General features: G+C 62.7%; 20 protein-coding genes and 1 riboswitch. Of the genes, 14 read left to right on the forward strand and 6 right to left on the reverse strand.

Annotation, left to right across the window (positions count from 1 at the left end):
* Nucleotide 1: 1 nt before the first annotated feature.
* The gene (locus tag OLSU_RS03270; protein ID WP_013251530.1) at nucleotides 2-451 is read right to left on the reverse strand and encodes a DUF3290 domain-containing protein; all 450 of its coding nucleotides are present in this window, start codon (nucleotides 449-451) and stop codon (nucleotides 2-4) included.
* A gap of 235 nt (nucleotides 452-686) precedes the next feature.
* Between OLSU_RS03270 and OLSU_RS03280 the strand changes: the two genes are divergently transcribed.
* Nucleotides 687-1,535, forward strand: coding sequence for an HAD family hydrolase (locus tag OLSU_RS03280; RefSeq protein ID WP_013251531.1), 849 nt, complete (start codon nucleotides 687-689; stop codon nucleotides 1,533-1,535).
* Nucleotides 1,536-1,547: 12 nt separating this feature from the next.
* On the opposite strand, the gene OLSU_RS03285 is transcribed toward OLSU_RS03280, so the two are convergent.
* Entirely contained in the window at nucleotides 1,548-3,029 is a 1,482-nt protein-coding gene (locus tag OLSU_RS03285; RefSeq protein WP_049765152.1) for a glycoside hydrolase family 32 protein, read from the reverse strand.
* Between the two features lie 712 nt (nucleotides 3,030-3,741).
* Between OLSU_RS03285 and OLSU_RS03290 the strand changes: the two genes are divergently transcribed.
* From OLSU_RS03290 to OLSU_RS03320, 7 genes are all read left to right on the forward strand, one after another.
* Nucleotides 3,742-4,167, forward strand: a complete 426-nt coding sequence (locus OLSU_RS03290; protein ID WP_013251533.1) for a PTS sugar transporter subunit IIA — start codon at nucleotides 3,742-3,744, stop codon at nucleotides 4,165-4,167.
* A gap of 238 nt (nucleotides 4,168-4,405) precedes the next feature.
* Entirely contained in the window at nucleotides 4,406-4,894 is a 489-nt protein-coding gene (locus OLSU_RS03295; RefSeq protein ID WP_013251534.1) for a PTS sugar transporter subunit IIB, read from the forward strand.
* Between the two features lie 3 nt (nucleotides 4,895-4,897).
* Nucleotides 4,898-5,680: a PTS mannose/fructose/sorbose/N-acetylgalactosamine transporter subunit IIC gene (locus OLSU_RS03300; protein ID WP_013251535.1), complete on the forward strand. Its 783-nt coding sequence runs from the start codon at nucleotides 4,898-4,900 to the stop codon at nucleotides 5,678-5,680.
* Nucleotides 5,673-6,503: a PTS system mannose/fructose/sorbose family transporter subunit IID gene (locus OLSU_RS03305; RefSeq protein WP_013251536.1), complete on the forward strand. Its 831-nt coding sequence runs from the start codon at nucleotides 5,673-5,675 to the stop codon at nucleotides 6,501-6,503. Before OLSU_RS03300 ends, OLSU_RS03305 begins: the two co-directional genes overlap by 8 nt.
* Nucleotides 6,504-6,616: 113 nt before the next feature.
* Nucleotides 6,617-7,660, forward strand: a complete 1,044-nt coding sequence (locus tag OLSU_RS03310) for a zinc-dependent alcohol dehydrogenase (protein ID WP_013251537.1) — start codon at nucleotides 6,617-6,619, stop codon at nucleotides 7,658-7,660.
* A gap of 30 nt (nucleotides 7,661-7,690) precedes the next feature.
* Nucleotides 7,691-8,530: a class II fructose-bisphosphate aldolase gene (locus OLSU_RS03315; protein WP_013251538.1), complete on the forward strand. Its 840-nt coding sequence runs from the start codon at nucleotides 7,691-7,693 to the stop codon at nucleotides 8,528-8,530.
* A 139-nt stretch (nucleotides 8,531-8,669) separates the two neighbouring features.
* Nucleotides 8,670-9,851, forward strand: coding sequence for an iron-containing alcohol dehydrogenase (locus OLSU_RS03320; protein WP_013251539.1), 1,182 nt, complete (start codon nucleotides 8,670-8,672; stop codon nucleotides 9,849-9,851).
* Nucleotides 9,852-9,897: 46 nt separating this feature from the next.
* Here the strand turns inward: OLSU_RS03320 and OLSU_RS03325 are convergent, their stop codons facing one another.
* Nucleotides 9,898-10,884, reverse strand: coding sequence for a sugar-binding transcriptional regulator (locus tag OLSU_RS03325; protein WP_013251540.1), 987 nt, complete (start codon nucleotides 10,882-10,884; stop codon nucleotides 9,898-9,900).
* Nucleotides 10,885-11,214: 330 nt separating this feature from the next.
* On the opposite strand from OLSU_RS03325, the gene OLSU_RS03330 reads away from it, so the two are divergent.
* The gene (locus tag OLSU_RS03330; RefSeq protein WP_013251541.1) at nucleotides 11,215-12,597 is read left to right on the forward strand and encodes an ATP-binding protein; all 1,383 of its coding nucleotides are present in this window, start codon (nucleotides 11,215-11,217) and stop codon (nucleotides 12,595-12,597) included.
* Nucleotides 12,598-12,642: 45 nt separating this feature from the next.
* On the opposite strand, the gene OLSU_RS09625 is transcribed toward OLSU_RS03330, so the two are convergent.
* Entirely contained in the window at nucleotides 12,643-12,795 is a 153-nt protein-coding gene (locus tag OLSU_RS09625; RefSeq protein ID WP_156407855.1) for a hypothetical protein, read from the reverse strand.
* A gap of 72 nt (nucleotides 12,796-12,867) precedes the next feature.
* Nucleotides 12,868-12,979: riboswitch (TPP riboswitch) on the forward strand.
* Nucleotides 12,980-13,135: 156 nt separating this feature from the next.
* Here OLSU_RS09625 and OLSU_RS03335 point away from each other — a divergent pair.
* From OLSU_RS03335 to OLSU_RS03350, 4 genes are read left to right on the forward strand one after another with little or no spacing between them, the layout of a single operon-like run.
* The gene (locus tag OLSU_RS03335; protein WP_013251542.1) at nucleotides 13,136-13,477 is read left to right on the forward strand and encodes a thiamine-binding protein; all 342 of its coding nucleotides are present in this window, start codon (nucleotides 13,136-13,138) and stop codon (nucleotides 13,475-13,477) included.
* Between the two features lie 2 nt (nucleotides 13,478-13,479).
* Nucleotides 13,480-14,241: an ABC transporter permease gene (locus OLSU_RS03340; protein WP_013251543.1), complete on the forward strand. Its 762-nt coding sequence runs from the start codon at nucleotides 13,480-13,482 to the stop codon at nucleotides 14,239-14,241.
* A 5-nt stretch (nucleotides 14,242-14,246) separates the two neighbouring features.
* Entirely contained in the window at nucleotides 14,247-15,383 is a 1,137-nt protein-coding gene (locus tag OLSU_RS03345; protein WP_013251544.1) for an ABC transporter substrate-binding protein, read from the forward strand.
* Nucleotides 15,384-15,387: 4 nt separating this feature from the next.
* Complete coding sequence (locus OLSU_RS03350) at nucleotides 15,388-16,227, forward strand: ABC transporter ATP-binding protein (RefSeq protein ID WP_013251545.1); 840 nt, start codon at nucleotides 15,388-15,390, stop codon at nucleotides 16,225-16,227.
* Here the strand turns inward: OLSU_RS03350 and OLSU_RS03355 are convergent.
* Together OLSU_RS03355 and OLSU_RS09080 are read right to left on the reverse strand one after the other, a co-directional pair.
* A complete protein-coding gene (locus OLSU_RS03355; RefSeq protein ID WP_148219051.1) occupies nucleotides 16,224-18,368 on the reverse strand; it encodes an LTA synthase family protein in 2,145 nt (714 codons plus the stop codon). The two genes, OLSU_RS03350 and OLSU_RS03355, sit on opposite strands and share 4 nt — an antisense overlap.
* An 80-nt stretch (nucleotides 18,369-18,448) precedes the next feature.
* Entirely contained in the window at nucleotides 18,449-19,471 is a 1,023-nt protein-coding gene (locus OLSU_RS09080) for a hypothetical protein (protein ID WP_013251547.1), read from the reverse strand.
* Nucleotides 19,472-19,815: 344 nt separating this feature from the next.
* On the opposite strand from OLSU_RS09080, the gene fba reads away from it, so the two are divergent.
* Nucleotides 19,816-20,688: a class II fructose-1,6-bisphosphate aldolase gene (gene fba / locus OLSU_RS03365; protein ID WP_013251548.1), complete on the forward strand. Its 873-nt coding sequence runs from the start codon at nucleotides 19,816-19,818 to the stop codon at nucleotides 20,686-20,688.
* Nucleotides 20,689-20,711 lie beyond the last annotated feature (23 nt).

Here is a 20,711-nt window from a genome sequence, read left to right on the forward strand (position 1 = left end):
CTCAGCGCTCTCCGTTCACATAGACGTTGTGGTCGATGATGTGCGTCCGTTCCAGAGCGTATGAGTTGTTGTCCGCGTTCAGGTGGACGAGGTAGTCCTCCTCGTTGAAGCGCACGATGACGCCGTCTTTCAGGGAGGTCGAATTGACCAGCACTTCGTCCGGTGTAACCCCCTGGCCGATAGCAATGCCCCTGATGAAGCTCACGAGGCGCTGGGACTGAGACATCTGGTTGCTTACCCGCAGGTACTGTTCTGTCTGAACACCCACCAGGACCAACGAGAGAACGAGGGCCCCTATGCCCACGTCCCGCCAGCGGGTCCTCATCCTGTTGCGCATATAGAGGATGCTGAAGACAAGGCCACACGACAACAGCGCAAGGATCAGCGTCACGCGAATGATGGAATCCATCGACTGGTGGGAGGTGATGTAGTCAATGGTGTAGAAGTTCACCTTTGCTCCTGACCTTTGGCAGACATACGGCGCCTATCATATCGCTTGAGTGCACCGACGCGTACGGGATTCGTCTCGAGAGGCTCTGGTCCATGGTCACGAGAGAGGGGATTGCCCGTACGTTCCCAGTCATTTGCGGGCTGCCTCTTGCTGCCCTGCGCCTCGTCTCGCTTCGCGCCTGCAGGCCACTCAACTGCTAGGATGTACCTATCATCCTCTGACGATTGGGGCCGCCATGGTAAAGCTCGTCCTGACCGATATGGACAACACCCTCGTGTCGTTTCGGCATCCCGTGAGCGAGCGGGCGCTGGGTGCCATACATAGGCTCACCGACCAGGGCGTCTTCTTCGGTCCGGCCAGCGGCCGCGACTGGGCCTCCGTGCTTGAGTCGTTTTGCTCCGACGAGGCGTGCATGCAGACGGCTCTGCTCTCCAACGGTAAGAAGATCTATGCCTACGGCACGCTCATGAACCAGACGTCCATGGACCGCGAGAGCATCGTGACCATGGCCGAGATGGTCTACGACCTGCCGGGCGTCTATGTGAGCGGCCGCGGCGACCAGGGAGGCTTCATCTCCGGCACCACGCGCGAGAGCCTGATGGGCACCTTCTGGGGCTCCAAGCGCGCCGCAGAGCTCTGCGAGCCGCAGGACATACCGCACTGGCCCATCATCACGGCGGGGCTGCACTTCGAGGAGGGATCCGAGGGGATTGACAACGTCGCATGGGGTGACAGGGTCCGCGCGGCCTGTCCCAAGCTCGATCTCATCTCCCCCGGCTCGCGCATGTTCGATTGCGTCCCCAAGGGCTGGTCCAAGGCATCCGGCCTGAGGGTCCTCCAGATACTCCTGGGCATCGGCAACGACGAGGTGGTCTGCTTCGGCGACTCAGACAACGACTACCAGATCCTAGCCGCGATAGACCACTCCGTGGCCGTGGCCAACGCCAGTGACCGCGTCAGGGACGTCGCCCGCCATCACATCGGAGCATGCGAGGATGATGCGGTGGGTCGTGCCCTCCAGGACCTCGCCGAGCTAGGCGACGACGCCTTCGAGAAGTGGGACGCCGCGCGGCAGGACTCGTAGGCGTCAGGTGCGTCAGGCCTGGTCGTCGGCCTTGTTCCAGCCGGGCAGCCGGAGGTCGGGGGCTATGGCCGTGGCGTACATCTCGGTCATGGCGTCGCTCAGGGGGTAGACGAAGGAGCGCTCGGCCTCCAGCGAGGTCTCTATCGTGAGGCTGGGCCTCTGGGCGGGGAACCACCTGCTCGAGAAGACCTCGGTGCCCCCGTTGGCGTAGATCTCTACGACGGAGCCATCCACGAGCACGCGCAGGCTCGAGAGCCGCTGCAGGCGTATGAAGCGGTCCGCGCGGCCGGCCGCCGTCTCCTTGTTGAGGTAGTTGATGGCGAGGCGGCCCTGCACATAGCTGATCTGGAACGTGTCATCGAGCGTGAGCGTGCCCACCACGGAGCTGATGTGCTCGAGCGAGATGTCCGCAAGGCGCCCCTCGACCTCCAGGGGCTCGTGCTCGCGCAGCACCTGCTGCGTCTGGCGCAGCTGCCGCAGCTCCGGCACGGGGTTCTGCCTGAGCAGACCCGTCTCCTCGTCGCGCGTGACCACGCGGGGTACGGTGAGGCAGTGCCACCAGCCGAGCTCGTCGGGCTCGGCCGAGTAGTTCCTGTCAAAGGTGCCGAGCCAGCCCACCAGTATCCAACGGCCTTGCTCGTCCTGGAAGGTCTGTGGCGCGTAGAAGTCGTGCCCGTGGTCCCACTCCATGAAGTCGCGTTCGTCCACCTCGCTCGTCTCGAGGATGCTCTCTGCCAGCGGGATGTAGCCCGACTGCCACATGTTCTGCCAGCGGTCGTAGAGGCTGGGCAGGCCCTGCGGGTTGATGGAGAGGTAGTCGTGGCCGTCTATCTGCACGATGTTGGGGCACTCCCACACGTAGCCGAAGAAGTAGCGGGGACTGATGGAGCGGCGGAAGGTCCAGTCGTAGCCATCTTGGGAGTCGTAGAGCAGGACCATGCCGTGGCTGTCTATGTGGCGCGCCCCCAGCAGCATGTGGAGGCTGCCCCCCTGCTCCCACACCTTGGGGTCGCGGACGTGCGTGCTGCAGATCTCGGGATAGTCCTCGGCACGGATGACCACGCGCTTCTCGGTGAACCGCCTTCCGTCCTCGCTCTCCACCGTTATCTCGTTGGCCTGGCGGCCGTCGTAGACGAAGTCGAAGTCCTTCTCGTTGTGGTCGGGGTCGGGGCTTATGACGTTGCCGGTGTAGAACACGCGCATCTTGTCGCCGCCGTCGGAGGCGGTGCCCTTCTCGACATAGGTGGTGCCAGAGAAGACGCCGTGGCGGTCCTCGGGGATGCTGGGCTCCAGGGGCACGCCGTCGTAGCTCCAGTGGACGAGGTCGTTGCTCGAGAAGGCACCCCAGCCCTTCTGGTCCACCTCGGGCCAACCGTGGTCGTACTGGTAGAAGATGTGGTAGACGCCCCGGAACTGGCAGCACCCATTGGGGTCGTTGAGCCAGGCGCGGGGGGAGCGCAGGTGGAACCCGACGCTCCATGTGCTCTTGGGCATGACGGTGCTCCTCTTCCTCGTCCTGTCCCGCGGAGTGCGATGACACACCGACTATACGTTACTGCGGGAGGAGGTGGCGTCTCATATGAGAACGATTCCATAGATGCGTCAAACGCGGCTGTCAAGATCGGCTGCCGCCACTTCGACGCCGCGCAGGCCTACGGCAACGAGCGCGAGGTGGGCGAGGGGGGGAGGGGGCGTTCGTGCCTCGGGCGTCGACCGCGAGAAGCCCTTCGTGACCTCCAACGCCGACGTGGACTTCGAGATATCCGCAGAGGACCTTGTCCCTGCTCCCGCAAGCGCGTTTTGCAGTGCGGTTCCCTGCCATGGCGGCAGTGCCCATGGTGGCGGAAGGCCCCGTGCACCCATTTTGAAAATGGATGCACGAGGTCTCTGGTGACCTGCACCTTTACGAGAGCCATGCATCCGTTTTCCATTTGTGTGCACGGCTGACGGCCGTCAGCCCATGGACGACGGTCGACGGCCCGTGGCCGGACGATGGCTGCCCCTTAGCGCCACTCGTCCGCTTTCGTCACTGATTCGGACCGCTCGCCCGCACTGGCACATCCGCTGGCGGAACGGGGGATCCTTCTCGTCCCCGGACAGATCGTCACATGCCTAGGATTGCTCTCACCGTCTCGCCTCCCTCGTATGTTTGCCGACAAGGGCCTCGACCGTCCGGATTGCGGCAACGCAAGCGAAGGGAGTTCGTATGTTCGACGTCATCCTCGTTTCTCACGGGTCCTTTGCCCGGGCGGTCCTCGAGTCTGCCGAGCTCATCTGTGGCGATCAGGAACGCGTGAAGACCTACGGCCTCCATCTGGGCGAGTCTGTCGACGTGTTCCGCGATATGGTTCGCGGGGGCATTGCCGAGAGCCTGACCAGGGGAGAGGTGCTGGTTCTCTCTGACATCCAGTCCGGCAGCCCCTTTAACGTTACCTGCGCGGCGATGGGGGACATGGCCTTTCACCACGTTACGGGCATGAACCTCCCGATGGTCATCGAGGCTCTCGTGGACCGCGTCGACCTCCCCATCGGCGAGGTCGTCTCCAACGCCCTCGCACTGGGGGCCTCCAGCATGGCAGATGTGAACGCACTCGTGAACCTCGACAGCGAAGTCGAGGATGATGACGAGTAACCGTTCATCGGCATCTCTCCGCGCCTCCTGCAGCATCCAATGAGACCGGCTTGGCCTCCCACACCGCAGCTTGTCCTTTATACGGCACGTAAGAACCCAAGGTACAGCCATTTAGATTGTATGCACATACGTGCAGAACATACGTGAACAATAGATGCTAGCTTATTTGACAAGGCAATCCGAACGGTCGAGTGGCAGCGGTTTGGTCGGTCGCGTGGAGGCAGATTGGAGAGGAACCGTGAAGGACTTGGTGCTTGTTCGAATTGACGATCGCCTGATTCACGGGCAGATCGCTACGCAGTGGCTCAAAACCACGCACGCCAACAAGGTGCTCGTGATGGACGACGCCCTTCCTGACAATGCTTTTCAGGTGCGCATCCTCAAGGCTGCCGCGCCGTCCGGCATCAAGGTTGTCGTCAAGGACGTCGAGGGGGGAGTTGCCTGGTGTCTCCGAGAGCCCAAGGAGGACGAGAGGGTCATGGTTCTCGTCAAGGTGCCCGAGACGATCGAGGCGCTCATCGACGGGGGGATTTCGCTGCACGACGTGATTCTGGGAGGCATGGGATTCAAAGAGGGGAGGTCGCGCATCAACAGAAACGTCTCCGCAAGCCCGGAGGAGGTCGAATGCATGCAGAGAATCGTTGCCAGGGGGACGAGGATTCTCTATCAACTCGTCCCCTCGGACGCTCCAAAGGACCTGAACAACGTCCTAGCAGAGAGGGAGTAGGTCATGAGCTTTCTTCAAGCGCTTTTGTGTGGCATCTTCTACTACCTAAATGCCGGTCCCTGGATTGTCGGCGGTGGCTACTACACCTTCGGAAAGCCGCTCGTCCTAGGTTTCTTCGTTGGGCTCGTCCTCGGCGATCCCGTCCAGGGCACCATCGTTGGCGCGACCATCCAGCTTATCTACTTAGGCGTCATGTCAACGGGTGGCTCCTATCCTGCCGATCCCGCCCTCGCCGGAATCGTAGGTACCGCCGCAGCGATCTCTGGAGGCCTCTCGGCGCCCGAGGCGGTCGCCATTGCCATTCCCGTTGGCCTCGCCGGTACCGTCCTGTTCAACCTCCGCATGCTCTCCGCCGTCCCCTTCACGCACATGGCCGACAAGGCAGCTGAGAAGGGCGACACCAAGGGCGTGTTTCTCGCCAACGTGGTCGGTGCCCAGGTTGCGCTTGCGGCCATCTATGTCATTCCCTGCACCATCATCTGCATGTTCGGCGTCGACGCCATCTCTGGCCTGATCAACGCCCTTGCTGGCACCACGTTTATCAGAGTCCTCGGCGTTGTGGGCGGCGTGCTCTCCGTGGTCGGCATCGCGATGAACATGAAAGCCATCTTCAAAGGAGATGCCATCCCGTTCTTCTTCATCGGGTTCCTCATGGTTGTGTACTTCAGCCTAAACATGCTCTCGCTTTCCTGCTTTGCCCTGCTCTTCGCGGCTGTCTATGCCAATCTCAAGGAGGGTGGCCTTGCTGCGCCCGCCATCGCTGAGGGGGATGATGACGATGAGTGACGAGATCAAGAGGGTTCCCGCAAAAGCCATGCACAAGTCCTTCTGGAACTGGCTCGTCTTCGCTCACTCCTGTTACAACTACGAGAGGCTCCAGGGAACGGGCTTCCTCTACGCCATGTGTCCGATCATCGATGCCCTCTACGCGAAGGATGACGTCGAGGGCCGTCGGAAGGCCATGCAGCGCCACACCGCCTTCTTCAATACCGAGGTACGTCTCGGCGGTGCCATCGTGGGTCTGACCGCCGCCATGGAGGAGCGCATCGCCGCCGGTGAGATTGAGCTTGCCGACGATCTCATGCCCTCCGTCAAGTACGGCCTCATGGGACCGATCGCCGGTGTCGGTGACACCATCATACAGGCGGTCCTCTCACCAATCCTGCTCTCCCTCTGCATTGGCCTTGCTATGGATGGCAACGTCGCCGGCCCCCTGCTCTATCTAGCAATGTTTGTTGCGCTCCTCGTCGTCATGGGCCGGCACTCCTTTCAGCTCGGCTATAAGAAGGGCGACGAGGCGATCATGGGGCTTCTCGAGAGCGGCCTTATCAACAAGCTCATCACCGCCGCGGGTATCATGGGCTGCACCGTCATGGGTGCGCTTGTGGCCAACTACGTTTCCCTAAGCACCACCATCAACCTCGAACTCACAACGGGTGCCTTTGACCTGCAGGCCGACGTCTTTGACGCCATCATGCCCAAGGCGCTTCCACTGGCGCTTGCGCTCTTCGTCTATTGGCTGATGGACAAGAGGGGCGTCTCCGCCCTGAGGATGATGGCCTACCTCATCTTCGGTGGCATCGTCCTTGGCTACCTGGGAATCGTCTAGCCCTGCGGCTGTCTCTGCGGACAAACCCATCCACAATCTAACGACTCTTCCCGACGCATGTCACTGTTTGGGTCCGTGCGCCTTGCGGACCTGCCTACCGAAAGGGGATCCCCATGGAAAAGATGAAGGTTGTCGCAATCACGGCGGAGCGCGAGACTGCCGTCTGCGAGATCGAAAAACCCGAGCCCGGTCCTGGCCAGGTGTTGGTCCACCTTCACGCCTGTGCGCTGTGCACCTTTGAACAGCGTGTTTTCACACAGGTGACGAAGAAGGAGCTGCCCTATGTCGGCGGCCACGAGTGTGCGGGCGTCATCGAGGGCCTGGGGGAGGACGTTGACCCGGAGGAGTATCCGATGGGCCAGAAGGTCGCCGTCCGCGTCCTGCAGAACTGCGGCCACTGCCCTGAGTGCCGCAAAGGCGAGGAGAACCTCTGCCGCAACTCCTACAAGAAGTCTGCGGCATCCGCCGGCAAGCTCCTGCCCAACGGCCTCGGCGAGTACATGGCCGTCGACGAGGGCCAGGTCTACAAGATGGCCAATAATCTGCCCTACGAGCAGGCTGTCCTTGCTGAGCCCTTCGCCTGTTGCGTCAACAGCGTCGAGCGCGGGAACATCCACCTGGGTGACGATGTGGTGGTCCTTGGCGGCGGCGTGATGGGCATCCTCCACGTCATCATCGCCAAGCTGTACGGTGCCCGCGTCATCCTGAGCGAGCCTGATCCGGCACGCCTCGAGATGGCAAAGCGCTATGGCTGCGATGTGGTTATCAACCCCAAAGAGGTCGATGCCGTCGAGGAGGTCATGCGCCTCACGGATGGCGAGGGTGCAAACGCTGTCTTCAACACGACATCCGTCACCGCTCTTTCGGCTCAGGGCATTAAGATGCTTGCGCTCATGGGCACCTTCGTCCAGTACTCAAGCATGCATCCCGATGAACCCGTAGAGCTCTCCATGAACTCCATCCACAACGCGGAAATCGTGATTACGGGATCGAAGTCCCCCTCGGTCAAGGCCTTCGAAGCTAGCACGAGGATCCTCTCCAAGATGCTCGTCGACCTCACCCCGCTGCTCACGGAGTCCTATCCCATGGAGGACGCCACCAAGGCCTTCGAGCGGGCCTGCTCCATGGACACCTACCGCGTCATGGTCAAGTGGTAGCAGATCGGCTGCCCTGAAGGGAGAAACCGCATGTACACCTCAATGATTGGCTTGATGAAGGATGCCCGCAAGAATAGCTACTGCATCCCCGCCTGCGCCGTCGAGAACGAGCATTCCGTGAGGGCGATCCTCAACGCCGCCGAGGAGAAGAACTCCCCTGTTATCCTCATCTCGCTTTTCAAGGTCAACCCCGACATTAACATGTGGGGCAGGATCGTCGAGGACATGGCTCTGCGCGTAAGCGTTCCGGTGGCCCTCTGCCAGGACCACGGCGGCACCTTCGGAGAGGCCATGAGGGCCATCCATGCTGGCTTCACGGACGTCATGGTCGACCGATCGTCGCTGCCCTTTGACGAGAATGCCGGGCAAGTCGCAGAGATTGTCAGGGTCGCCCACGCCTGCGGCGTCGGTGTCGAGGCTGAGCTCGGGCACGTCGGCATCGGGACTGTTGACGACTCCCTCTACACCCAGCCCGACCAGGCTGTCAAGTTCTGCGAGCTCACAGGTTGTGATGCGCTCGCCGTGGCCATCGGCACCACGCATGGCGTCTACAAGAATGGCAACCCGCACCTGGAGTTGGAGCTTCTCAAGGAACTCGACGAGGTCGTGCCCGTCCCGCTCGTTCTGCATGGGGGTAGCGGCACAGGTGACGATGCCCTCGCCATGGCGAGCAAGATGGGCATCACCAAGCTCAACCTCTCCAACGACCTTAAGAGGGGCGCCATCAAAGAGCTCTTCTCCTTGGGTAACGACCTGATGGGCATGGGTGCCTACCAGATGTACCCGAGGCTCACCAAGGGCTACCAGGAGGTGGCGGCGCACTACATGGATGTCACCGGCTCCACCGGCAAGGCAGACAACTTCCGATAGACCATTGGTCGGGCTGGAGCGGGAACGTGTGCCCCTGCTCCATCTGGTCTCTGAAGGGGTGCAGGCTTGGTTTCCCTGATTGGCTCAGACTGCCTGCTCCAGCTGGTCGCATCAAGGCTCGGTGACGAGGTGAGGCGCTGTGCTTAACGACTATGTGCAATGCAATCCAGAAAAGATCATCTTTGGGAGGGGGTGCGAGAAGGATGTCGGCAAGGAGGTCAAGGCCGTAGGAGCCTCTCGCGTGCTCGTGCACTACGATGCCGGAGATTTCATCAGGCCCCTGGTCGCCCGCATCCGCGGGTACTTGGAAGAGGAGGGACTTGAGGTCTTCGGACTCGGCGGTGTGGTCCCTAACCCTAAGGTCTCGCTCATGCGCGAAGGCTGCAGACTCGTTCGCGAGAAGGGCATCGACTTTGTGCTCGCGGTGGGTGGCGGGTCCACCATGGACAGCTCGAAGTACATCGCTTGCGGCGCCTACTACCCGGGCGAGCTCTGGGACCACCCCAAGTTCGCGCCCATCACGAGCCGTGTTCTCAAGCATGGTGTAGTGGTGACTATGCCGGGGACAGGGAGCGACGTCTCGACGGCGGCCGTGTGGCGGGACGACACCTGCGATCCGGAACGTAAGACCTGCGTCTTTGCCAACGAGATGCGCTTCGACCTCGCTTTCATCGACCCGGAGCTCACCTACACGCTGCCTGCGTTCCAGACGGCGGCAGGCTGCTTCGACATCATCTCCCATGCCATGGAGGACTACTTCTGCGCTCCGGATGGGGTCGAGTTCTACCTCTCCGCCTATGAGGGCGTTATCAACGAGGTAATGCGCAACCTGCCCGTGGCGCTCAGGGTTCCCGATGACTACGCGGCGCGGGCGAACATCTGCCGGGTTGCCTACGTGCCTCTCGAAGACGTGATCATATCCGGACAGGTGCATGGGTACTGCGTCCACAACCTCGAGAAGCCCATGACGGGCGCCTTCCATCGCACGCACGGCGAGATGCTTGCCATACTGTTTCCCGCCTGGATGCGCTACTGCCACCGGCGCAACATGCCACTCTTCACGCGTCTGTGCGTGAGATGCTTTGGGGCGAAGATGAACTACGAGGATCCGGAGAACACGGTCGACGAGGGCATCCGCAACCTCGAGCACTTCATCGAGGACGTGGGTCTTTCCACGAGGCTCTCTCAGGTGGGCATCGGCGAGGAAGCCTTCGGGCGGTGTGCGGACATCGCCATAGAGACGGCTGGGGTCGGTTACATCGGCAGCGCCATCAGGCTCGACAAGGAGGATATCGTCAACATCTACAGGCTTGCGAGGTAGGCGTTTTTTTGATGCATCAATCGGGCCCTTCGATCGGCGCGCCTTCCTATCCGTCCTCTTCGAGGGCTATCACGCCCATTGCCGTCTCCGAGTCGGTGATGAGGCAGTTGACGAAGCCGCAGCGCAGGGCCGACCAGATGCCCCTGACCTTCCGAGACCCTCCGGCTATGCAGAGAACGCGGTCCATCTGGCGCAGGTGGGAGAGGGGAAGTGCGTTTCTCGTGTATGCGCCGCCGAGAGGAAGCTCCGACCCGTCCTCGAAGAAGAAGGAGGCCAGGATGTCGCCGGCGATGTCCGAGGAAGCGACGAGGGCACGGTATTCGTCTGTGGCCTCGTTCAGGCTGAAGGGGTCGGCCGACGAGCGATAGGGAGCACCGAGTCCGACGATTGCTGCGTCGGCGAGCTCCCACTGGTGGAGAAGCTCGCTGCGGTGACTCTGGTAGAGCCTGCTTTTGGACTCGGCGCGGTCGGCAACCACAGGGACGTTGGTGAAGAAGGAGCGGCCGCCAAAGGCAGTCGCGAGGTTGTCGACGATGATGTTCGACTGGGTCTGGGGACTCGCGGTGCTCACCGTACCTACGGCGGGGACAAAGGAGAGGGCCTCCTGGGGCTTCTGAGCGCGAAGCTCCTTTGACATGCGATAGAGGGTTTCGCCAAAACCAACGGTGACGGTGCTTGCCGTCGAGAGAAAGCCGGGAAGCATCGCGGCGGCGTGGCGAGCGATGCTGTCGTTGAGCGTCCGACCAGTCTTGCCATGGTGCTCTGCCGCCGAGACCCCCTCGATTGAGACGAACTTGAGATCAAAGAGCTCCGCAAGGTGCCTTTCAAGCCCGTCGACCGTCTCTGCCATGGGGTTCATGACGTTGAACGTGACAATCCTGCGCTCTTTGGCACGGTCAAGCAGACGGGAGACATACGAGCGGCTGAAGCTCACCTTGGACGCGATGGCGTCCTGCGAGAGCCCTTCGACATAGTACATCTTCGCAATTTGATAAAGGAGGAGATCGTCATCCTGGGTGCCCTGGAGGGACATAGCTGGCTCCGTTCATGAAGGAACATATTCCCATAGCATATGTCACTTCTGAGAGAGGGGCAGTGAGACGGAGATGGCATTACCGCCGTTGTGTCTGTGGGCCCTCGATTCGCTGGGCCCGTCGATGAAGATGCAGGCCCATCTCCTCGATGGGATCCCGTCCTTGGAGTAGACGTAAAGCCCATTCTCCATTTTCCTGATTCTGCATATCTCCCGCTCAACCTAGATAGAGGATTCTGTATAGAATAGACCTGCCATAGGTGGAGGATTTTGCAAACAACCTCATAATCGATGCTATCAAGACTGGCTGATGTACGTGGGGAGGTGCAGATGACCTTCAGGAGGAAGCTCTACGGCACAATGCTTGGCTGGAAGGCAGACTCGAAGGGTAGGAGTGCGCTGCTCGTCGAGGGAGCAAGGCGTGTCGGTAAGACCACCATCGCCAAGGCGTTCGCGGCGAACGAGTACGAATCGAGCCTGTTCGTCGACTTCTCTCAGGTGGACAACAACGTGCGTGCCATCTTTGATGAGCATCGGGGAGATATAGACACGCTTCTGCGCATGCTTCAGCTCTACTTCGGCGTTAAGCTGACCCCGAGGCACTCAATCGTCATATTCGACGAGGTCCAGCGCTTTCCCGTCGCCCGCGAGATGATCAAGCACCTGGTGGCGGACGGGAGGTTCGACTACATCGAGACGGGCTCGCTCATCTCAATCCGCAAGAACGTCCAGGACATCGTCATCCCCTCCGAGGAGGAGCGCGTGAAGCTCTGGTCCCTCGACTTCGAGGAGTACCTCTGGGCGCTCGGGAGAGAGAATCTCGCAGACGAGGTCAGACGGTGCCACGACGCACTACGGCCCCTTCCCGACAGCCTGCATCGCCAGTGCATGCGCCTGTTCAATGAATACATGCTCGTAGGAGGCATGCCTCAATCCGTCAGCGACTTCATCGAGACTTCCGCGTTCACACAGAGCGACAAGACGAAGCGGCAGATCCTGGCCCTCTATGCCGAGGATATCGAGAAGTTCGGCGCGAGCGACGCTCGGCGGGCCTACTCCGTCTTCATGGGCATTCCCGGCCAGCTGTCGGCAGGTAGCAAGCGGTTCAAGTTCTCGACCTTGGGCAGGGGGTCACGCTACCGCCAATACGAGCCAGCGCTCCGTTGGCTCGAGGATGCACACGTCGTGAGCGTCTGTCGGCTATGCAACGATCCGAATGTTGGGTTCAAACTTGCCGCAGACGAAGGAGAGGACAGTTCGCTCAAGTGCTACATGGCAGATACTGGTCTGCTCGTGTCGAGCGTCTTCGACGAGGGGGCGGAGACGGAAGGAATCTATCGCGCCCTGCAGTTCGGCAAGCTCTCCATCAACCGCGGGATGTTCGTCGAGAACGCCATCGCCCAGCAGCTGCGTTCAAACGGCAGGTCCCTGTACTACTACTCGTGGGATGAGCCCCCCATCGAGCCGGGACGCCGACCGAGACCACGTGAGATAGACTTCCTGGTCACAAGGGGGTTCTCCGATGCCGACGGCAAGCCGCGAGTCTCGCCCATCGAGGCCAAGTCCACGAAGACCTACTCCACCATCTCGCTCGATGACTTCCGCAGACGCTTCGGCAAGCGAGTCGGGGACGAGATCGTGTTGCATCCAGGCCAGCTCAAGAAGGAGGGAACCCGTATCTACCTGCCACTGTACATGTCCTTCTGTATATGAGATGACTGGTGCAGCACCGAAGCGGGCGGCAACCGAACCGCCCTGCTACCGTGCCAGCTCTATGATGAGCTTAGGATGTCTGACCTTGTCGATGTCAGACTGTCTGGCGAAGTCGGGATTCTTCCCGTTGCGCGAGTATGCCTTCGCGCTGAGCATGAAGGACGGGAAGACACCGTCTCCGATGGCAGAGCTTGCCATCGGTTGTCATACAGTTTGTTCTACCTGCGAAAACGCCTCCAAGACGGTTTCTGCCGAAGAGGTCTATAATGGCCATGTCAACAGGGAGCTGCGGATATGGCGCGGCTGAGAGGGGCGACCTACTCGCCCGACCTCAGAACCTGATCTGGGTAATGCCAGCGTAGGGACCAGAGTGTGGCTGCGTTTTGCAGACTTTTGGCCCCGCAAGCGCGGGGCCTTCTCGTAGGTTGACGATGGCGTCTGGGCGTCTGCGATCTGAACGCCCGCGAGACGGTTGCAACTGTCCGCAAGATGCCTGCCGTCATATTCCTACGGCGAGCCTCGCAGGAAGCGAGGAAACGTGAACTGTTCCGTTGCCATCCAGTACCTGCCCATGGACGCGGGTTCGGACGAGGAGGTCTGTCGCATCGTCGACGAGGTCATCGCGGCCATCGATGCCAGTGGCCTCGACTACTACGTGGGACCGTTCGAGACGGCCGTCGAGGGTGACCTCAACGCCTGCATGGACCTGGTCAAACGCTGCGTCGAGGTGGGAGCTTCTGCGGGCTGTGCCGAAAGTGCCAGCTACGTGAAGATCTCCTATCGTCCCGACGGTGACGTCATGACCACCGAGCGTAAGATTGGCAAGTACCACCAGGCTGACAGCGAGTTTGCGACAAGCTCGCGGGAAGCTGTGGCCTAGGCATGCACGACGCGCGTCGCACATTCATCCCGCTGACGGCAACGCTCGCATTGCTGGTCGCATGGCAGCTTGCCGTCATGTTGGGGCTCGTTCCCAACTTTCTGCTGCCAAGTCCCACGCAGGTGGTCGTGGCGCTCATCGAGGACGCGTCCCTTCTCGTCTCCCACAGTGCCGCGACGCTGCTCGAGGCCTTCCTGGGCCTTTTGATTGGCTGTGCCGTGGGCTTCGTGGTGGCTGTGCTCATGGATCGCTTCGAGGCCGTCGGCCTGGCCCTCGACCCCCTTGTCACCCTGTCGCAGACCATACCGACCGTCGCCATCGCGCCGCTTCTGGTGCTGTGGTTTGGCTATGGCCTGGCACCCAAGGTGGTGCTGGTCATCATCTCGACGTTCTTTCCCATAACGGTGTCGTTGGTGTCGGGCTTCCGCTCCGCAGATGCCGACATGATTGATCTCATGCGTACCATGAATGCAGGTGACTGGCAGATATTCTGGCAGGTCAAGATACCTGCCGCTGCCGAGCAGTTCTTTGGTGGCCTGCGCATCAGCGCGACCTATGCCATCGTGGGCGCCGTGATTGCGGAGTGGCTGGGTGGCTTTTCGGGACTGGGCGTGTACATGACGCGCGTGCGCAAGTCCTTCTCGTACGACCGGATGTTTGCGGTGATCCTTCTGATCTCCGCGCTGTCACTGGCCCTCATGGGCGTCGTCGACGTGCTGCGTCGCGTGGCGATGCCCTGGAAGCGGGCCGAGAGAAAGAGGTAAGCGACATGAGATGCAACGTAAGCTCTGCACATGGCGCCCGTGGCGCCCGCGACTTCCGCACCGCCCATGCGGCAATCTCGCGCCGGGCGTTCGTCGGGCTGTCTGGTGCGGCATTGGCTGGCCTGGGGCTTGCGGGCTGCGGCGCGTACCGTAACGCGGGAGCGCCCTCTGCGGGCGATGGCACCGCAGGCGATGTTGCCGCAAGCGGCAACGGAGGCGCCGGCAACGTCGGTGATGCCGGCAAGATCACCTTCTGCCTGGACTACACGCCCAACACCAATCACACGGGCATCTACGTTGCCCAGGACCAAGGTTACTTTGCCGACGAGGGCCTTGAGGTCGAGATCGTCCAGCCGGCTGAGGATACCGCTGAGACCATGCTGGGTTCGGGCCAGGCGCAGCTGGGCATCAGCTACCAGGACTACATCGCCAACGCCCTGGCGGGTGACAGCCCTCTCGCCATACAGGCCGTTGCGGCGGTGATCCAGCACAACACCTCCGGCATCATGAGTCGCAGGGAGGATGCCATAAGCTCTCCGCGCATGATGGAGGGTCACAGGTACGCCACCTGGGACATGCCGGTCGAGCAGGCCATCATACGGCAGGTGGTCGAGAGGGACGGCGGTGACTTCTCCAAGCTCGATCTGGTCCCGTACACCGTCGACGACGAGGTCAGCGGCCTCAAGGCCGACATGTTCGACGACGTCTGGGTTTACGAGGGCTGGGCCGTGCAGAACGCGGCCGTCCAGGGCTACGACGTCAGCTATTTCTCGTTCATATCGATCGATGACGTCTTTGACTACTACACGCCGGTCATTGCGGCCAACAACGACTTCTGCCGGCAGCATCCCGATGTGGTGAAGGCATTCGTGCGCTCTGCGAAGAGGGGCTACGAGTACGCGATCGCAAACCCCGAGCCTGCGGCCGACATCCTCTGCGGACAGGTACCTGAGCTCGATCCCGCCCTCGTGAGGCAGAGCCAGCTCTACCTCGCCGGTCAGTACCAGGCAGACGCGTCGCACTGGGGCATGATCGACGCCAGCCGCTGGAGTAGGTTCTACCAGTGGCTCAATGACAACGGCCTGGTCCAGAACCAACTTGACATCAATGCGGGTTGGACCATGGACTATCTCGAGGCGTAGCCGGATGTCGATGGCGCAGGCGATCGGGGGAGGCTTTGGCGGCGGGGGGGACATCGCCCTCTCCGCGCAGGGTCTGACCCTTTCCTGGGGTCAGGGGACCCCGTCGCTCGTCGTCCGCGACGTGAGCGTCACCGTGGGCGCAGGCGAGGTCGTGTGCCTTGTCGGTCGCTCTGGCTGCGGGAAGACGACCCTGCTCCACGCCCTTTCGGGACTCACGACGCCAGTCGAGGGACGTGTGCTCCTCCATGGCAGGGACGTGACGGCCCGTCCCGGCCATGTCAGCTACATGCTTCAGAAGGACCTACTGCTGCCGAGCAGGCGCATCATCGACAACGTCTGCCTGCCGCTGGAGATTGCCGGCATGGGACGCGAGGAGGCGCACGAGAGGGCTCGGCCTCTGTTCGAACGCTTCGGTCTGGCAGGCTGCGAGCAGAGTTGGCCGGCGGAGCTCTCGGGTGGGATGCGGCAGCGTGCGGCGTTCCTGCGGACCTACCTCATGGGCAACGACGTGGTGCTCTTGGACGAGCCGTTCAGTGCTCTCGACGCCCTGACGCGCGACGACATGCGTAGTTGGTACTGCGACATGGCGCGCGAGTTGGGCCTGGCAACGCTTGCCATCACGCATGACGTGGACGAGGCCGTGTCCATGGCCGAACGCATCTATGTGCTCGAGGGCAATCCGTCTGCCGGCCAGCCCAGCACGATCCTGGCGGAGATTGCGGTTCCGCGTCCGGTCGGTGAGCCAGGTCACACGTCCTCGGCTGCGGCCTTCGCGCTCACCTCCGAGTTCCTGGCGTGCAAGCGTGAGGTGCTGGGCTTTTTGGGCAAGGGGCCGGCTGCTTAGACGCGCGAGCCAAACTCGTAGTACTCGAGCCTCTCGAACAGGTCGTATGCCCTTGCGGCCTCCGTCGCGCAGCTCTCCTCCGCGTCCGTCGCCGCATCCCCCTCATCCCCCTTGGTCGGCGCATGCCAGGCGCCCGATGCGTCCCTGTAGCCGTTGAGCGTGACGCCGGGGAGCGTCTCGCGCAGGCTGAGCTCTGCCTTCTGGTAGTCGGTGAGCGGTGCGCCAATCATCTGGTTCATGAGAGCGCCCAGGTAGTTGACGGATGTGTCCATGGCCTGGCTCGTCTGCCCGTTGCCGACGACGTCATAGTTGGCCCAGATGACATAGCTCGTCTGGTAGGAGCGGACGCTATGGGCGAGCTCGTCCTCTCCCGGATGGTAGCTGTCATTGAGCCAGCTTGAGACCGTGGGCTGGTGGTCACCAAAGAACACGAGGACAACGGGACGGTCAAGATCCCGCAGGCGCGCGACGAAGGCCGCGAGGTCCTCGTCGGATGCCTGGATGCAGGACAGGTACTCGTTGAGCTGCGCGTTGTCGTAGTCCGAGAAGCGGTCCAGACGATAGCTGGTCAGGCGGTCCGCGGGGATGTTGGAGAGGTCGTAGCCGGCGTGGTTCTGCATGGTCACGTCAAAGATGAACTGCGGCCCGTCGTCTGCGGCGAGCAGCTCGAGAACCTTGTCGTAGGTGGCGCCGTCCGTCACGCCGTTGTGGAACTGCGGTGCGTGCTCGAACGAGCCTATGTCCAGGAATCGGTCGAAGCCGAAGCCCCGGTAGACCCTGTCACGGTTCCAGTTGGTCGCAAGGTTGGGGTGGATGGCGCAGGTGGTGTAGCCCAGCTCCTTGAACTGCCTGGCGAGCGTGGGGATGCCGGAGAGGTCATAGAGCGTGTAGGGGTACTTGCCCGGCCCGACGAAGGCCATGGTGTTGCCCGAGAGGAACTCGAACTCGGAGTTACAGGTCCCCCCTCCCAGGACGGAGGTGTAGAGCGCCCCGCGCGCGAGGGCGTCGGGGATTGCGTTGAACGCGGTGGGACCAGCATAGCCCTGGTCGGAAAGGGCCTGGTAGAGGGAGAGGTCCGAGAAGGTCTCGTTCATGATTGCAATGACCGTGGGCCTGGTCGCCGAAAACTGGGAGGACGCCTGGGCGTAGGTGGGCGCCGCAGGGCCTGCGTCGAAGCCGGCGGCACTCTCTTGCTCGAGTTGTCGGGCCTGTGCGTCGCTGTAGCCATCGGGGGCCTTGATGCCCATGTCACGGGCTATCGTCATGAACGAGTTGAGCGAGCCGTACCTCTGGTAGGTCTCGACGATGAACCAGTAGTCGATGCCCTGCTGCCCAACCCAGTCGCAGGCGGCGCCTGCCTCGACGGGAAGGCAGAGCGCAAGGGCCGCGGCGCAGGCGAGGTTGAGCGCGGGTCTGGGGGCAGCACCGAGGGCAGGCCCGGGGGCCGGGCTCGAGGCAGGGGTCCCGCGTCCGTCGGGCGATGACTCGGGAAGGGCCTTGGGCGGGACGACAAGCGCCAGGCAGGCAAGGGCGAGCGCAAGGTGGGCAAGGGAGGGGAGCGTCGCGGGCGTGAGCCTGAATGTGAGCCCGCCGCTGACGGCTGCGGCGGTGCCCAGGGCGTAGAGGTCTCCCGGCATCACGACGGTCTGCTTGAGGGCGAGCGTGAAGTACTGGCCGATCCCGGCCAGGAAGGCAAGCACGGGGACGATGGCCGCAAGCCAGCCGCGCCTCTGGGCGAGGAAGTAGCCAACCAGCATCGTCGTGCCAATGACGAGCAGCTCGAGTGTCGTGCCGACAGGCTCGATGGAGGGGCGTCCCGAGTTGAGGGGGGCCTCGAGCGCAAGGTAGGAGAGCCCTGCGGCGGCAACGACGAGAAGGGCGTCCCTGAGCGCCCAGACCACGGCCCTCATGGTGGGGTGGAAGCCTCCCGTGCGAGCGGAGAGCAGCTCCGAGAGGTGGTCGCGCTGGAGCGTGAGCCCTTCCGCAACGAGGGACGCGAAGGCGACGAGAAGGATGGGGGTGGGGCTGGGATCCCTGTAGATGCCGCCGATGCAGACGCACAGCAGCACGACGGGCACGAGGGAGACGGCGACCAGCCAGGCGACGGTGCCGCGCCGAGGCCGGGGGAGGAATGCTGTCAAGAGGTGGGGACGGCCCATGCGGGTCCTTTCCGGTTGCTGCTGGCGGCCTGGCGGTCGACGCGGCCGTGGGCCCGTGTCGCCTAGGCTGCGCTGCCCGAGGCGCTGGTGGCGACCGACTTCGACGAGCCGCTTCCGGAGGGGCTGGTCCCACTCGTGCCTGTCGAGCTGGCGTCACTGGAGCCGCCTGTGGTGCCGGAGGCGCCCGTCGACGAGCTGCCCGTCGTATCCGAGGACGACCCGCCTGTCGTGGTCGCGCCACCTGTCCCGTCGCCCTTCGAGTCGGGGCTTCCGGACGTGCCGCTTCCGGACGAGCCGCTTGCAGACGATCCGCTTGTGCCAGATCCGCTTGTCGCAGAGCTGCCGGCAGAGGAGCCCTCGTCGGAGGACGTCGCCTCCGCGTCCGAGCCGCTTGTGCCGTCCTGGCCGGTGGAGGAGCCGCCCGCTCCTTCAGCCCGTCTGTCTGTGGTCGCGTCTGACGAGGAGCCCCCTCGGGGCTCGGAGACGGTCGGGGCCACCACGCTCGAGCTGCCTATGCCCTGGCCTGCGGTGGCGAGGCTGACGATGGCCGCATAGACCAGGACGGCCGCGATCGCTGCCACGGCCGTGACGATGAGCGCACGCCGCCGGATGGTCCTGCTCCTGCGGTCCGCCGCAGCCGTGCGGATGGCCTCGGGGGCGATGGGGGTGCCCGTCTCGGCCATGGCGGGTGAAGTCGGCTCGTCACCTGGCATGCCAGGTGCCGCATCGGGCATCCTGCGGACGACGGTGCCCCCCGCGTCAGGGCCGTGGGCGCCGAGCCGTACGGTCGGGGTCGCGGGGTCGGTCATGCCGGGGCCCTGCTCGCCCAGGCCCTTGATCTTCTCGGCCGATGCCGAGAGCACTGACTTGTATACCTGGGAGGCGATGGCCGAGGCCGCCGCCGCGATGCCGACGCCGATGAGGGAACCGGCCAGGCCGATCTGGGACGAGAGCGCGAACGACGTGACGGATGCCAGGGCGGATGCGACGACCGCCGTCATGGAGAAGTCCTCGAACAGGCTCTTCTTGGTGGTCTTGTCGGGGCCGTCGTCCCCGGACGAGACGTTGGTGTGTTGTGGGTCCATGCGTGTCGCCACTTTCCTGCGGGCGTCTGCCCGCCGTTGCCGGTCGCGTGCCTTCCGCAGCGCCCGGCGTCCCTTCGGTGCTTCCTGACACTAGGGTAGAGGGGTCTTGTGGTCTGCCGTGCGAATTTCACGAATACAGGACAAGCCATGGCACGGGGCGGTCCGGGCTGCGTTGGCGGTGGAGTCGGTCCGATTGGAGCTATGGGTTCCGGCTGGGCCAATATAATTGGCCAGGTTGCACCATTCTGGTTGCACATTTGTGGTTCGTCGTCGCTGACGTATCGGTAATTGGCAGTATCATATGTGGTGTGTGGAAGGTCCATCACGTTCAATGGAGGTATCACATGCTTGTCAATGCTACGGCCATGCTCCAGAGCGCTGAGAAGGGCCACTATGGCCTTGGAGCGTTCAACACCAACAACCTCGAATGGGCCAGCTCGATCCTGGATGCCGCCGAGGAGCTCCAGTCCCCGGTGATCATCCAGTGCACCGGCGGTGCCGCCAAATGGCAGATCTCCTACAAGGTCGTCGCCGACATCGTCAGGGATCTCGTCGAGGCCAAGGACATCACCGTCCCCGTTGCCCTTCACCTTGACCATGGCTCCTACGAGGACGTTTTCAAGTGCATCGAAGCGGGCTTCACCTCCGTCATGTATGACGGCTCCCACGAGCCCGACTTCGAGACCAACCTCAAGCGCACCGCTGAGGTCGTCAAGGCCGCCCACGTCAAGGGCATCTCGGTCGAGGCCGAGGTCGGCGGCATCGGCGGCACCGAGGACGGCGTGACCTCCAGGGGCGAGCTCGCCGATCCCAAGCAGTGCAAGCAGATCGCGGACCTGGGCGTTGACTTCCTGGCCTGCGGCATCGGCAACATTCACGGCATCTACCCCGACAACTGGGAGGGCCTCTCCTTCGACCAGCTGACGGCAATCAAGGCCGAGACCGGCGACCTGCCGCTGGTCCTCCATGGCGGCACGGGCATTCCCGTCGACCAGATCCAGAAGGCCATCTCGCTGGGCATCTGCAAGATCAACGTCAACACCGACCTCCAGCTCGTCTTTGCCGAGGCAACCCGCAAGTACATCGAGTCTGGTGCCGACCAGCAGGGCAAGGGCTACGATCCGCGCAAGCTCCTCAAGCCGGGTCGCGACGCCATCGTCAAGCGCACCAAGGAGCTCATCGTCGAGTTCGGCTCCGACGGCAAGGGCTGGAACTAGGGGCATCGAACTAGGCCCGTCGC

This window comes from Olsenella uli DSM 7084 (assembly GCF_000143845.1).
Taxonomy (GTDB): Bacteria; Actinomycetota; Coriobacteriia; order Coriobacteriales; family Atopobiaceae; genus Olsenella; species Olsenella uli.

Bases quoted from the DNA above. Each gene is read 5' to 3' on its own strand.
- OLSU_RS03280 (WP_013251531.1), top strand. From the start codon at position 687: ATGGTAAAGCTCGTCCTGACCGATATGGACAACACCCTCGTGTCGTTT.
- OLSU_RS03285 (WP_049765152.1), bottom strand. From the start codon at position 3,029: ATGCCCAAGAGCACATGGAGCGTCGGGTTCCACCTGCGCTCCCCCCGC.
- OLSU_RS03290 (WP_013251533.1), top strand. From the start codon at position 3,742: ATGTTCGACGTCATCCTCGTTTCTCACGGGTCCTTTGCCCGGGCGGTC.
- OLSU_RS03300 (WP_013251535.1), top strand. From the start codon at position 4,898: ATGAGCTTTCTTCAAGCGCTTTTGTGTGGCATCTTCTACTACCTAAAT.
- OLSU_RS03305 (WP_013251536.1), top strand. From the start codon at position 5,673: ATGAGTGACGAGATCAAGAGGGTTCCCGCAAAAGCCATGCACAAGTCC.
- OLSU_RS03310 (WP_013251537.1), top strand. From the start codon at position 6,617: ATGGAAAAGATGAAGGTTGTCGCAATCACGGCGGAGCGCGAGACTGCC.
- OLSU_RS03315 (WP_013251538.1), top strand. From the start codon at position 7,691: ATGTACACCTCAATGATTGGCTTGATGAAGGATGCCCGCAAGAATAGC.
- OLSU_RS03325 (WP_013251540.1), bottom strand. From the start codon at position 10,884: ATGTCCCTCCAGGGCACCCAGGATGACGATCTCCTCCTTTATCAAATT.
- OLSU_RS03330 (WP_013251541.1), top strand. From the start codon at position 11,215: ATGACCTTCAGGAGGAAGCTCTACGGCACAATGCTTGGCTGGAAGGCA.
- OLSU_RS09625 (WP_156407855.1), bottom strand. From the start codon at position 12,795: ATGGCAAGCTCTGCCATCGGAGACGGTGTCTTCCCGTCCTTCATGCTC.
- OLSU_RS03340 (WP_013251543.1), top strand. From the start codon at position 13,480: ATGCACGACGCGCGTCGCACATTCATCCCGCTGACGGCAACGCTCGCA.
- OLSU_RS03345 (WP_013251544.1), top strand. From the start codon at position 14,247: ATGAGATGCAACGTAAGCTCTGCACATGGCGCCCGTGGCGCCCGCGAC.
- OLSU_RS03350 (WP_013251545.1), top strand. From the start codon at position 15,388: ATGTCGATGGCGCAGGCGATCGGGGGAGGCTTTGGCGGCGGGGGGGAC.
- OLSU_RS09080 (WP_013251547.1), bottom strand. From the start codon at position 19,471: ATGGACCCACAACACACCAACGTCTCGTCCGGGGACGACGGCCCCGAC.
- fba (WP_013251548.1), top strand. From the start codon at position 19,816: ATGCTTGTCAATGCTACGGCCATGCTCCAGAGCGCTGAGAAGGGCCAC.